14 protein-coding genes are annotated in these 12575 nt (G+C 66.4%); 8 read left to right on the forward strand and 6 right to left on the reverse strand.

Annotated features, from left to right (window positions below; translation table 11 throughout):
* Positions 1-261: 261 nt before the first annotated feature.
* From AC1Q6V_RS22715 to AC1Q6V_RS22730, 4 genes are all read right to left on the reverse strand, one after another.
* Entirely contained in the window at positions 262-1038 is a 777-nt protein-coding gene (locus tag AC1Q6V_RS22715) for an enoyl-CoA hydratase (RefSeq protein WP_454750853.1), read from the reverse strand.
* Positions 1039-1131: 93 nt separating this feature from the next.
* Complete coding sequence (locus AC1Q6V_RS22720; RefSeq protein WP_010809913.1) at positions 1132-1884, reverse strand: amino acid ABC transporter ATP-binding protein; 753 nt, start codon at positions 1882-1884, stop codon at positions 1132-1134.
* A 37-nt stretch (positions 1885-1921) separates the two neighbouring features.
* A complete protein-coding gene (locus AC1Q6V_RS22725) occupies positions 1922-2575 on the reverse strand; it encodes an amino acid ABC transporter permease (RefSeq protein ID WP_010809912.1) in 654 nt (217 codons plus the stop codon).
* Between the two features lie 112 nt (positions 2576-2687).
* Positions 2688-3473 carry an amino acid ABC transporter substrate-binding protein gene (locus AC1Q6V_RS22730; RefSeq protein ID WP_010809911.1) on the reverse strand — a complete coding sequence of 262 codons (786 nt, stop codon included), beginning with the start codon at positions 3471-3473 and terminating at the stop codon, positions 2688-2690.
* Between the two features lie 267 nt (positions 3474-3740).
* Here AC1Q6V_RS22730 and paaG point away from each other — a divergent pair, with 267 nt between their 5' ends.
* From paaG to paaK, 3 genes are read left to right on the forward strand one after another with little or no spacing between them, the layout of a single operon-like run.
* Positions 3741-4565, forward strand: a complete 825-nt coding sequence (gene paaG, locus AC1Q6V_RS22735) for a 2-(1,2-epoxy-1,2-dihydrophenyl)acetyl-CoA isomerase PaaG (RefSeq protein WP_052181647.1) — start codon at positions 3741-3743, stop codon at positions 4563-4565.
* Between the two features lie 40 nt (positions 4566-4605).
* Positions 4606-5058, forward strand: a complete 453-nt coding sequence (gene paaI / locus AC1Q6V_RS22740) for a hydroxyphenylacetyl-CoA thioesterase PaaI (protein WP_010809909.1) — start codon at positions 4606-4608, stop codon at positions 5056-5058.
* Between the two features lie 49 nt (positions 5059-5107).
* Positions 5108-6412 carry a phenylacetate--CoA ligase PaaK gene (paaK, locus tag AC1Q6V_RS22745; protein WP_011616103.1) on the forward strand — a complete coding sequence of 435 codons (1305 nt, stop codon included), beginning with the start codon at positions 5108-5110 and terminating at the stop codon, positions 6410-6412.
* Positions 6413-6469: 57 nt separating this feature from the next.
* On the opposite strand, the gene mltA is transcribed toward paaK, so the two are convergent.
* The gene (mltA, locus tag AC1Q6V_RS22750; protein WP_010809907.1) at positions 6470-7606 is read right to left on the reverse strand and encodes a murein transglycosylase A; all 1137 of its coding nucleotides are present in this window, start codon (positions 7604-7606) and stop codon (positions 6470-6472) included.
* A 115-nt stretch (positions 7607-7721) separates the two neighbouring features.
* Between mltA and AC1Q6V_RS22755 the strand changes: the two genes are divergently transcribed.
* Positions 7722-7937, forward strand: a complete 216-nt coding sequence (locus AC1Q6V_RS22755; protein WP_035819773.1) for a hypothetical protein — start codon at positions 7722-7724, stop codon at positions 7935-7937.
* 13 nt (positions 7938-7950) lie between these two features.
* On the opposite strand, the gene apaG is transcribed toward AC1Q6V_RS22755, so the two are convergent.
* Positions 7951-8325 (reverse strand): Co2+/Mg2+ efflux protein ApaG, encoded by a 375-nt coding sequence (gene apaG / locus AC1Q6V_RS22760; RefSeq protein ID WP_010809905.1) that lies wholly within the window; start codon positions 8323-8325, stop codon positions 7951-7953.
* Positions 8326-8590: 265 nt separating this feature from the next.
* Between apaG and rpe the strand changes: the two genes are divergently transcribed.
* The 4 genes from rpe to AC1Q6V_RS22780 all read left to right on the forward strand — a co-directional run bounded on the left by rpe (position 8591) and on the right by AC1Q6V_RS22780 (position 12561).
* Entirely contained in the window at positions 8591-9292 is a 702-nt protein-coding gene (gene rpe / locus AC1Q6V_RS22765; RefSeq protein ID WP_010809904.1) for a ribulose-phosphate 3-epimerase, read from the forward strand.
* The gene (gene gph, locus AC1Q6V_RS22770) at positions 9289-10032 is read left to right on the forward strand and encodes a phosphoglycolate phosphatase (protein WP_010809903.1); all 744 of its coding nucleotides are present in this window, start codon (positions 9289-9291) and stop codon (positions 10030-10032) included. Before rpe ends, gph begins: the two co-directional genes overlap by 4 nt.
* 421 nt (positions 10033-10453) lie before the next feature.
* Positions 10454-11971 carry an anthranilate synthase component I gene (gene trpE, locus AC1Q6V_RS22775; protein ID WP_010809902.1) on the forward strand — a complete coding sequence of 506 codons (1518 nt, stop codon included), beginning with the start codon at positions 10454-10456 and terminating at the stop codon, positions 11969-11971.
* A gap of 20 nt (positions 11972-11991) precedes the next feature.
* Entirely contained in the window at positions 11992-12561 is a 570-nt protein-coding gene (locus AC1Q6V_RS22780; protein ID WP_010809901.1) for an aminodeoxychorismate/anthranilate synthase component II, read from the forward strand.
* Positions 12562-12575 lie beyond the last annotated feature (14 nt).

Below are 12575 nucleotides of genomic sequence, written 5' to 3' on the forward strand. Positions count from 1 at the left end.
CGCCAACTTCGCTGCGCCAACCCTTCCGGTCGACCCCGCAACCCTTGCTGCGTCTGCTTTGCAGCGCTGCGTTGTGTGTTGCGAGGGGGCGAATATTAGGCCGGATTCGCGCACCTTGCAACAACTTTGTCACAACGATCCGCTAGGGGTTCCGGGGATTATGTCGTAAGCCATTGAGTGGCAAAGGAAATCCCCGAAATGACGAGTGCGGGAGAAACATAATACCCCCGCACTGCCCTCGGGTATTCCCTGATCCGGGCCTTAGCGATGCTGGAAATTCGGGCTGCGCTTCTCGACGAAAGCCGCCATGCCTTCCTTCTGGTCTTCGCTGGCGAAGGTGGCATGGAACAGCCGGCGCTCGAAGTGCACGCCTTCGGCCAGCGTGGTCTCGTAGGCGGCGTTGACCGACTCCTTGATCATCATGACCACCGGCAGCGAGAACCCGGCGATGGTCTCGGCGGCTGCCAGCACTTCGTCCAGCAGCTTGTCGGCCGGCACCACGCGCGACACCAGGCCCGAGCGCTCGGCTTCGGCGGCATCCATCATGCGCGAGGTCAGGCACAGGTCCATGGCCTTGGCCTTGGACACCGCGCGCGGCAGGCGCTGGGTGCCGCCGGCGCCGGGCATGGTGCCCAGCTTCACCTCGGGCTGGCCGAACTTGGCCGAATCCGCCGCGATGATGATGTCGCACATCATCGCCAGCTCGCAGCCGCCGCCCAGCGCATAGCCGGCCACGCCGGCAATCACCGGCTTGCGGATCTTGCGGATGGTTTCCCAGTTGCGCGTGATGTAATCGCCCTTGTACACATCCATGAAGGAATACTTGGCCATCATGCCGATATCGGCGCCGGCGGCAAAGGCGCGCTCGCTGCCGGTAATGGCGATGGCGCCGATGCCCTCATCCTGGTCGAAGGCGGTCAGCGCGGCGCCAAGCTCGTCCATCAGCGCGTCATTGAGCGCGTTCAGGGCCTTCGGGCGGTTCAGCGTGACCAGGCCAACACGGCCACGGGTTTCGACCAGGATGTTTTCGTACGGCATGTCTTCTCCTATGTATTTGCAGGCGGATGGCACTGTCGCCACCGGCTGCGGGCTATTCTGCCACCTGTTGTGGCGTGGCGGCGCAGGCGCCCCCTAGAGCATGTGCGCCAGGAATTCGCGGGTGCGCGCGTGAGCTGGGGTCCCGAACACTTCCTCAGGCGACCCTTCCTCAAGAATCCTGCCCTCATCCATGAACACGACGTGGTTTGCCACTTCCCGCGCAAACCCCATCTCATGCGTGACGACCAGCATGGTCATATGTTCTTCGGCCAGTTGCCGCATGGTGCGCAGCACCTCCCCGGTCAGTTCCGGGTCCAGCGCCGAGGTCGGCTCGTCGAACAGCATGATGTCGGGCTCCATGGCCAGCGCCCGCGCAATCGCCACCCGCTGCTTCTGGCCGCCGGACAGGCGCGCCGGGTAGCTGTCCCGCTTGGCCAGCAGGCCGACCTTGCGCAGCAGCTCTTCGGCCTTGGGCACCACCGCGTCGCGCGCCAGTCCCTTGACGGTCATGGGGGCTTCGATGATGTTCTGCAGCACCGTCATATGCGGAAACAGGTTGAACGACTGGAACACCATGCCCATCTTCCGGCAGATGCGCCGCACTTCAGCGTCCGGCACATATCTGGCTGTGCCGTCAGGGCCGGCGGCCGTCAGCGCCTCGCCTTCGATTTCAAGGGTGCCGCGGTCAATCACCTCAAGATGATTCAGGCAGCGCAGCAAGGTACTCTTGCCCGAGCCCGAGGGCCCGATCACCGCGGTGACATCCCCCTTGCGCAAGGTCAGGGAGACACCGCGCAAGACCTCCAGTGGCCCGAACGATTTGAACAGATCCCGCGCCGCGATCATGATGCCGGGCTCATTGTGGGAATTGGCGCCGGTCGGGCTAGTCATCATGTTTGGCATAGCGTTTTTCGAGATTCTGGAAGAACCAGGTCAGAATCAGCGTCATCACCAGATAGAAGAGCGCAGCGACCAGAAAAGGCGTGGTGGTGAAATCACGCTGCACGATGCCGCGCGCGGTGCGAAGAATATCGTTGAGGGCCAGCACGTAGATCAGGGACGTGTCCTTGATCAGCGTAATGGTTTCATTGCTGACCGGCGGCAACACCCGGCTGACCATCTGCGGCAGCACGACCCGCCGCATGGTCTGGAAATAGGTCATGCCCAGCGCCTTGCTGGCCTCATACTGGCCGCGATCGACCGACTTGATCCCGGCGCGGAAGATTTCCGCGAAATAGGCCGCGTAGTTCAGGGCGAAAGCCACCACCGCCGCGGGAAAGTCAGGCAGGCGCACGCCGATGACGGGCACGAACGGCAGTGCGAAATAAATAAACAGCATCTGCAGCATCAGCGGCGTGCCGCGCATCAGCCAGATATAGCCATTGACCAGGCCGCTCAGCCACGGCCATGACGAGATGCGTGCCAGCGCCAGCGCCAGCCCCAGCGGCACTGACAGGGCGAGCGTGATGGCGAATAGTGTGAGCGTGACTTGCGCACCCTGCGCCAATGGCGCCAGAAGAGATAAGACGTAGTCCATGCTCGCGCGAAACAAGAAGGAGGTGGGATCCCGGGCGCCGGGACGGCGCCCGGGGTCCGGACATGGCGCGGCGCCCTGCCTGAACGGCGCAGGGCGTCACGCAGCGTCTGGATTACTTGGTGATGTCAGTGCCGAACCACTGGGTGGCGATGCGGGCTGCCGTGCCATCCTGCTTCATCGAGGCCAGGGTCTTGTCGAGCTTGCCGAGCAGCTCGGCGTCATCCTTGCGCACGCCGACGCCATATTCTTCCGTGCCGAAGTTTTCCTCCAGCACCTTGTATTCGCCGGCACGCTTGCTGATCAGGTAGCGGCCCACCACTTCATCCACCACAATTGCGTCAAGGCGGCCGGTCGACAGGTCCATCAGCGCCGTCACGTTATCGCCGAAGGTCTTGAGTTCCTTCAGACTGGCGGCGACCTGGCTTTCCTTCTTGATCGCATCCACCGCGCTGCTGCCGTCCTGCGCGCCGACGATGCGGCCGGCCAGGTCGGCCTTGGCTTTCACCGGCGAGCTGGCACCGACGATGACGATCTGGTGGTTGGTCATATAGGGCGCGGTGAAGCTGATGTTCTTCTTGCGCTCTTCGGTGATGGTCAGCCCGTTCCACAGCACATCCACGCGCTTGCCGTTAAGTTCCGCCTCCTTGGCGCTCCAGTCGATCGGCTTGAACTCGACCGTCATGCCGAGACGGCGGCTGGCCTCCTTGGCCATGTCGATATCGAAGCCGACCAGCTCGTTGTTGTTATCGCGAAAACCCATGGGCGGGAAGTTGTCGTCCAGGCCGACAATGATCTTGGTGGCCGTGTCGGCGCCGGCAGCGGAGGCCGCTTCTTTCTTGCCGCACGCCGCAAACAGCGCCACGGACGAAATCAGGAGTAATGCAGCGATCTTCTTCATAGGAATTCCAATGCGAATAGACGAGCATGCCGGGATCCGCACACAGATGTCGGCCGGCAGGTTTCAGATTGTTGTTGGCAGCGCGATTATAGAGCGACGCCCGCGCCCGGCATTGCGGACCCTGCCGGCCTTGGAAGCCACGTGCCAACCGGCAGCCCAAGAATAGTGCTAACATTTGCCGACCGACTGGTCGGTTTATTTAAGAGGCGCCGTCGACAACAGCCGCCCGCGCCAACCGCGACAAAATATCCGGCAGGAGACAACCCAATGCCCCCGATGTCCACCTCCGCTGGCCAGCCGGTCAGCATCGATGCCGGCCCGGTCTTGCTGCAATGGCAGGGCCCGGTGGCCGTGATCACCCTGAACCGCCCCGACAAGCTCAACAGCTTCACCCGCGCGATGCACCAGGCGCTGCAGCAGGCGCTCGACCATGTCGAGGCCGGCGGCGCGCGCGCCCTGCTGCTGACCGGTGCGGGCCGTGGCTTCTGCGCCGGCCAGGACCTGGCCGACCTGGATTTCACTCCGGGGCACATGACCGACCTGGGCGAGCTGATCGATACCTGGTTCAACCCGCTGATCCGCCGGCTGCAGGCCCTGCCGCTGCCGGTGGTGGCCGCGGTCAACGGCACCGCGGCCGGCGCCGGGGCCAACCTGGCGCTGGCCTGCGACATGGTGCTGGCGGCGCGCTCGGCCAGCTTTATCCAGGCCTTCGTCAAGATCGGGCTGGTGCCGGATTCGGGCGGCACCTGGCTGCTGCCGAAGCGCATCGGCATGGCGCGCGCGCTGGGCCTGGCCATGACCGGCGAGCGGCTGAGCGCCGAAGAGGCCGAGAAATGGGGGCTGGTCTGGGAGACCATGGACGACCCGCTGCTGCCGGAACAGGCGCTGGCGCTGGCCACGCACCTGGCCGGGCAGCCGACCCGCGCGCTGGCCGCGATCAAGCGCGCCATGCATGCCAGCGCCACCGCCACGCTGGACGCCCAGCTGGACCTGGAGCGCGACCTGCAGCGCGAGCTCGGCCAGTCCGCCGACTATGCTGAGGGCGTCAACGCCTTCCTCGAAAAGCGCGCCCCGCACTTCACCGGCAAGTAAGCCGCGCGGGCCTGCCCGCCACTCTATATAGGAGACCAGCTTGAAACAGGACCCCCAGGCCCTCGCCGAAGCGGCCGCCGCCGCCATGTATGAAGCCGACACCTGCAGCCGCTGGCTGGGCATCACGGTCGAGGCCGTGCGGCCCGGCTACGCCCGGCTGACCATGCCGGTGCGCAAGGAATTCCTCAACGGGCACGGCATCTGCCACGGCGGCCTGATGTTCACGCTGGCCGATTCGACCTTCGCTTTTGCCTGCAACAGCCATAACATCAACACCGTGGCGGCAGGTTGCAGCATCGAGTTCCTCAAGCCCGTGCACGGCGGCGACGTGCTGACCGCCGAGGCCACCGAGCAGGTCCTGTCCGGCCGGCACGGCATCTACGATATCCGCGTGACCAACGCCGCGGGCCAGGTGGTGGCGATGTTCCGCGGCAAGTCGGCGCAGATCAGGGGACATGTGGTGCCGCCGCCGGAAGGGACGGAAGGCACCTGAGCAAATCCGGCAAGATACTTAAGATAAACGCCCCCGTGCAGGAGACGACATGAGCACGCGCCTGACCGATCTGCCCCTGGATGCGATCGAGACCGCCAGCCGCGCCGAGCTGCAGGCCTTGCAGCTGGAGCGGCTGAGATGGTCGCTCAACCACGCCTACGCCAATTCGCCGGTGTACCGCCGCAAGTTCGACGAAGCCGGGGTCCACCCCGACCAGCTGCATTCGCTGGCCGACCTGGCGCGCTTCCCGTTCACCAGCAAGCAGGACCTGCGCGACAACTACCCGTTCGGCATGTTCGCGGTGCCGCAGGACCGCGTGGCGCGCATCCACGCCTCGTCCGGCACCACCGGCAAGCCCACCGTGGTCGGCTACACGCTCCAGGACATCGACAACTGGGCCACGGTGATGGCGCGCTCGATCCGCGCCTCGGGCGCGCGGCGCGGCGACAAGGTGCACATCAGCTACGGCTACGGGCTCTTTACCGGCGGCCTGGGCGCCCACTACGGCGTGGAAAAGGCCGGCCTGACCGCGATCCCCTTCGGCGGCGGCCAGACCGAGCGCCAGGTGCAGCTGATCCAGGACTTCAAGCCCGAGGTCATCATGGTGACGCCCAGCTATATGCTGGCGATCGCCGACGAGTTCGAGCGCCAGGGCATCGACCCGGCCAGCAGCTCGCTGCGCGTGGGCATCTTCGGCGCGGAGCCGTGGACGCCGGAAATGCGGCTGGCGATCGAGAAGCGCATGGGCATCTCGGCAGTCGATATCTATGGCCTGTCAGAGGTGATGGGCCCGGGCGTGGCCAATGAGTGCGCCGAGACCAAGGACGGGCCGACCATCTGGGAAGACCATTTCTACCCCGAGATCATCGATCCCGACACCGGCGCAGTGCTGCCCGACGGGGAGTTCGGCGAGCTGGTGTTCACCTCGCTGACCAAGGAGGCGATGCCTGTGGTGCGCTACCGCACCCGCGACCTGACCCGGCTGCTGCCGGGCACGGCGCGCCCGGCATTCCGCCGCATGGAGAAGATCACCGGCCGCACCGACGACATGATGATCGTGCGGGGGGTCAACGTGTTCCCGTCGCAGATCGAGGAACTGATCCTCAAGCACGCCGAGCTGGCGCCGCACTACCAGTGCGTGCTGGCCAAGGACGGCCACATGGACACGCTGACGGTGCGCGTGGAATGCGCCCACGGCAGCGAGCCCGCGCTGGCGCAAGGCGCGCGCGAGCGGCTGGCGCAGGAGATCAAGGCCTATATCGGCGTCACCGCCGGCATCGAGGTGCTGCCGGAGGGCGGCGTCGAGCGCTCGGTGGGCAAGGCGCGGCGGATCGTCGACCAGCGCCCGCGCTGAGGGCTGTCCACCATGAAGAAAGGGCGCCGCGATGGCGCCCTTTTTGCGTTGCCGAGGTCAGCTGCGCGGCATCAGCACCCACATGCGGCCGCCCTGCTTCATGCGGCCCGCGGTCTCGCCGGCGGCATCGCCCGCACCCCAGAAGAAATCCGCGCGCACCCCGCCCTTGATGGCGCTGCCGGTGTCCTGCGCGAACATCAGCCGCTGGATCGGCTCGGTCGACAGCGGGCGCGTGGTCGACAGGAATACCGGCACCCCCAGCGGGATGGTGGCCGGGTCGACCGCGATCGAGCGCTCCGCGGTCAGCGGCACGCCCAGCGCGCCCACCGGGCCGTCGTTGTTGGCCGGCAGCTCGCGGAAGAAGACAAAGCGCGGGTTGATGTTGAGCATCTCGTCGACGCGGCCCGGGTTGGCGCGCGCCCACGCCTTGATGCCCTGCATGGTGGCCTGTGCCGGCGTGATCTCGCCGCGGTCCAGCAGCCATTTGCCGAAGGAGCGGAACGGCTGTTCGTTGGTGCCGCCGAAGCCCACCCGCATGATGCTGCCATCGGCCATGCGGATGCGGCCCGAGCCCTGGATCTGCAGGAAGGCGGCCTCGACCGCGTCATCCACCCAGACCAGCTCGCTGCCGCGCATGGCCGGGTTCTGCAGCAGCTCGGCGCGGGCCGGCAGCGGGCGGTTGCCGAACTGCGCCGGCTTGCGGTACAGCGGCACCTGGAACTTGCCCTGGCGCGTGCGCGAGCCGTGCAGGATCGGTTCGTAGTAGCCGGTGATCAGGCCGTAGTCAGTGCCATCGCCGTTGACCACGCGGTACGGCTGGAAGTTGCTTTCGAAATAGGCGCGCATGGCGTTGAGGTTGCCGGCATCGACCATCATGCCGGCGGCACAGGCGCGGCTCCACTCGGCGCGCTTCTTCAGCGCCTGGCAGCTGGCCTGCAGCGCGGGCCAGGCGGCGCGCACGTCGTCCTGGGCCCAGCCGCCGATCTCGGCCCAGCTGGCGGCCTGCAGACTGCCTTTCTGCGACGAGGCCGTCGGCGGCGTGGTGCCGGCCGGGCCGGTCTCGATGCGCGGCGGCGGGCCGCTCATGCAGCCGGCCAGCAGCACGGCCGCGCCGGACAGCGCCAGCCAGCCGCGAATGCGCAGCGAGCGCCAGGGAGAAACCGGGGAAATCGGGAAAGAGTCTGCGTATGCCATCTTGCTATTGTTCAAAATCCGGGCCGGCGCAGCTTGCGGGGCCGATTGCCCCTACAATCCCACCGTCATCCTTCAACCACCGCCTGCGCCCCCGCGGGCCTGCGCTGCATCCGCCATGAGCAAGTTCTTCGAAGCCCATCCCATGCTGCTGTTCGCCCTGGAAGCCGGCGTGGCGCTGTTCCTGCTGATCTTTATCGTGGTCTGGACCATGGGCACGGCGAAAAAGAACCCGCGTCCCACGCGCGCCCCGTCCGAGCATCCGTCGCGCCAGCCGGCGCAGGGCGCCGCTGAAGCGCCGCCGCAGGATCAGGACAGCGCATCGCGCCAATAGGTTCCCGGCAGGGTCAGTGCAGCATGCGCGGCAGCACCAGCGCGAATTCAGGGATCGGCACCTCGAAGCGGTGGCCGTCCTCGGCCACGCAGAAGTATTCGCCCTTCATCGATCCCACCGGGGTCGAGATGGTGGCCCAGCTGGTGTATTCGAAATGCTCGCCCGGCTTGAGCAGCGGCTGGTGGCCGACCACGCCCAGGCCCGCCACTTCCTGCGTGCCGTTGTCGCTGTCGGTGATGACCCAGTGGCGCGAGATCAGCTGCGCCGCCACCTCGCCGGTATTGTGGATGGTAATGGTGTAGGCGAAGGCATGGCGCCCGCGCTCAGGTTCTGACTGGTCCGGCAGGTACTGGGTGCGTACCGAGACGGAGAAAGCGTACTCGCTCATCGTGGGCAGGGCCGGCGTGAGGCGCCAGGCAGGGAAGTGGGTAGCCGCATTGTGCGGGATGGCCGCGGCACGGGCAAGAGCACGGGCAAGAGCACGGGCAAGAGCACGGGCAAGATCACCGAGCGCCGGGGCAGCGGTAGAATATAGCCCTTTCAGGTCCGGGCCGCGCCGGACGCCCCGCCTGATCCCCTCTGGCGCCCGCCCCTGGGCGCGCCAGAGACGCAAAAAACAGCATTCCCCAGCACCCCACCTCCTAGCCGCCGACATGAGCACGCCCACCTACCGCATCGCCCCGTCCATCCTGTCCGCCGACTTTGCCCGCCTGGGCGAGGAAGTGCGCCGCGTGACCGAGGCCGGCGCCGACTGGATCCACTTCGACGTGATGGACAACCATTACGTGCCCAACCTGACCGTGGGCCCGCTGGTGTGCGAGGCGATCCGCCCGCACGTGACCGCGCCGATCGACGTGCACCTGATGGTGCGCCCGGTGGACCGGATCATCCCGGACTTTGCCAAGGCGGGCGCCAATATCATCACCTTCCACCCGGAAGCCAGCGAGCACGTGGACCGCTCGCTCGCGCTGATCCGCGACCACGGCTGCCAGGCCGGCCTGGTGTTCAACCCGGCCACGCCGCTGCACCACCTGGACCACGTGATGGACCGCCTGGACGTGATCCTGCTGATGTCGGTCAACCCGGGCTTCGGCGGCCAGTCGTTCATTCCCGAGACGCTCAACAAGCTGCGCGCCGTGCGCCAGCGCATCGATGAGTACACCGCCCGCACCGGCCGCACCATCCTGCTGGAAGTGGACGGCGGCGTGAAGGTAGACAACATCGCCGAGATCGCCGCGGCCGGCGCCGACACCTTCGTGGCGGGCTCGGCCGTGTTCGGCAAGCCCGATGCGGACGGCGGTTACCGCGGCATCATCTCGGCGCTGCGCGGCGAACTGGCCAAGGCCGGGCAATGACCGAGGGCGTGTTCCTGCGCCGCAACGACTGGCGCGGCATCGAAGGCGTGATCGTCGACCTCGACGGCACCATGGTCGACACCGCGGGCGACTTCCACGCCTCGATCAACGCCATGCTGCTGGCGCTGGGCCGCCAGCACCCCAACCTGGGGCCGGCAGCGCCGATGTCGGAGGCGGAGATCGTCAGCTATGTCGGCAAGGGCTCGGAAAACCTGATCCGGCGCGTGCTGGACGCGCGCTTCTCGCCGCTGCACGCCAACAGCCTGTTCGCCGACGCCTATGCGCTGTACGACCGCGAGTACATCCGCATCAACGGCCAGTTCTCGCAGGTCTACCCCGGCGTGCGCGAAGGCCTGGCGGCGATGAAGGCGGCCGGGCTGCGCCTGGCCTGCGTGACCAACAAGCCCTACAGCTTCACCGAGCCGCTGCTGGCCAAGACCGGCCTCGCCCAGTACTTCGAGCTGGTCTACGGTGGCGACGCCTTCCCGCTGCGCAAGCCCGACCCCTTCCCGCTGCTGAAAGTGGCCGACGCCTTCGGGCTGGAGCCGTCGGCAATGGCGGCGCTGGGCGACTCGGAAAACGACGCGCAGGCGGCCCGCGCGGCCGGCATGGGCGTGCTGCTGGTGCCCTATGGCTACAACCATGGCAACCCTGTACAAGCCGTTGACGCCGATGGTATAGTCGACTCCATTGCCCACGCCGCAGCGCTGTTTGCAGCACACTGGGCAGGTCATCGATAGTCCGAATTTCGTCGATCCCGACCAAACCCCAAACATTTCATGTTTCTCAACCGCAAACGCATCTCTTCTGGCAGTGATCGGCAGGCTTGGCCCTGGCGTCGCTGGCGCGCCTCCCAACAGGCGTAAAGTGCGTTCGCGAGTCTGCTGACGAGCCCTCGACCCGAGGGCCTCGCCACACCGGCCCAGCTGCCGGGCATTCCCACCAAAACCCGCCGCAAGCCAGCGTAGCCGCCATATTCGTGTGCTACGTTTAGCTCAAGAACGCGCCGCACGCCCTTCCCCGGCCGTGTGCAGTCTTGTCCGCAAGCCGCTTGCACCACGGCCCGCCAACGGGGCGGGTATCCATTCGCTCCAGCCTGATTGCCGACAAGCGGCGCCGCGCCCCTCCACCGCGCAGCGCGCGCCGCACAAGAGGACCGACATGACCGAACTGGAATTCAAATCGCTGGCCGACCAGGGCTACAACCGCATCCCGCTGATCGCCGAGGCCTTTGCCGACCTGGAAACGCCGCTGTCGCTGTACCTGAAGCTGGCCCAGTCGCAGACGCGCGGCGTCAACACCTTCCTGCTGGAATCGGTGGTGGGCGGCGAGCGCTTCGGGCGCTTTTCGTTTATCGGCCTGCATGCCCGCACGCTGCTGCGCGCCTTCGGCAACCGCACCGAGGTGGTGACCGACGGCAAGGTGGTGGAAACCCACGAAGGCAACCCACTCGACTTCATCGCCGAGTTCGAACAGCGCTTCAAGGTGGCGCTGCGCCCGGGGCTGCCACGCTTCTGCGGCGGCCTGGCCGGCTACTTCGGCTACGACGCGGTGCGCTATATCGAGAAGAAGCTCGCCGACACGCACAAGCCCGATGACCTGAACCTGCCGGACATCCAGCTGCTGCTGTGCGAGGAACTGGCCGTCATCGACAACCTGTCGGGCAAGCTCTACCTGATCGTCTACGCCGACCCGACCACGCCGGAAGCCTATTCGCGCGCCCGCCAGCGCCTGCGCGAGCTGCGCATGAAGCTGCGCCAGCCGGTGGATGTGCCGGTCACCAGCCCGTCGGTGCAGACCGAGGTCTACCGCGAATTCGCCAAGGCCGACTACCTGGCCGCGGTGCACAAGGCCAAGGAATACATCATGGCCGGCGACATGATGCAGGTGCAGATCGGGCAGCGCCTGGTCAAGCCTTACCGTGACGCGCCGCTTTCGCTGTACCGCGCGCTGCGTTCGCTGAACCCGTCGCCGTACATGTACTTCTACAACTTCGGCGACTTCCAGGTGGTGGGCGCCTCGCCGGAGATCCTGGTGCGCCAGGAAGAGCGCAAGGTCGGCACCAACGGCGACATGCGCAGCGAACACATCGTCACCATCCGCCCGCTGGCCGGCACGCGCCCGCGTGGCAATACTCCGGAGAAGGACGCCCAGCTCGCCACCGAGCTGCTGCAGGATCCGAAGGAGATCGCCGAGCACGTGATGCTGATCGACCTTGCGCGCAACGATATCGGCCGCATCGCCGAAACCGGTTCGGTCAAGGTCACCGACAAGATGGTGATCGAGAAGTACTCGCACGTGCAGCATATCGTCAGCTCGGTCGAAGGCACGCTGCGCGAGGGCATCAGCAACCTGGACGTGCTGCGCGCGACCTTCCCGGCCGGCACGCTGTCGGGCGCGCCCAAGGTCCATGCGATGGAGATCATCGACGAGCTGGAACCGCGCAAGCGTGGCATCTATGGCGGCGCGGTGGGCTACCTGTCGTTCGGCGGCGAGATGGACCTGGCGATCGCGATCCGCACCGGCATCGTCAAGGACGGCAACCTCTACGTGCAAGCCGCCGCCGGCATCGTTGCCGACTCGGATCCCGAAGCCGAATGGAGGGAAACCGAAGCCAAGGCGCGCGCCGTGATCCGCGCCGCCGAGCAGGTCCAGGATGGCCTGGACTCCGACATCTGAGAGAACAGGAGACAGACGCCATGCTGCTGATGATCGACAACTACGATTCGTTCACCTATAACCTGGTCCAGTATTTCGGCGAACTGGGCGAGGACGTGCGCACCTACCGCAACGACGAGATCACCATCGAGGAGATCGAGGCGCTCAAGCCGGACCACATCTGCGTCTCGCCCGGGCCGTGCAGCCCGAAGGAAGCCGGCATCTCGGTGGCGGCGCTGCAGCACTTTGCCGGCAAGATCCCGCTGCTGGGCGTGTGCCTGGGCCACCAGGCCATCGGCGAGGCCTTTGGCGGCAAGGTGATCCGCGCCAAGCAGGTGATGCACGGCAAGGTCAGCACCATCGAGACCACGCAGCAAGGCGTGTTCGCCGGACTGCCCAGGCACTTCGACGTGACGCGCTATCATTCACTTGCGATCGAGCGCGAAACCCTGCCCGATTGCCTGGAGATCACCGCCTGGACCCCGGACGGCGAGATCATGGGCGTGCGCCACAAGACGCTCGCCGTTGAAGGCGTGCAGTTCCATCCCGAGTCGATCCTGTCCGAACATGGCCATGCGCTGCTGGCCAACTTCGTCAAGGCGCCGCGATGAGACTGCTCGATTCC

The sequence above is a fragment of the Cupriavidus sp. GW823-FHT07B10 genome (assembly GCF_058794355.1).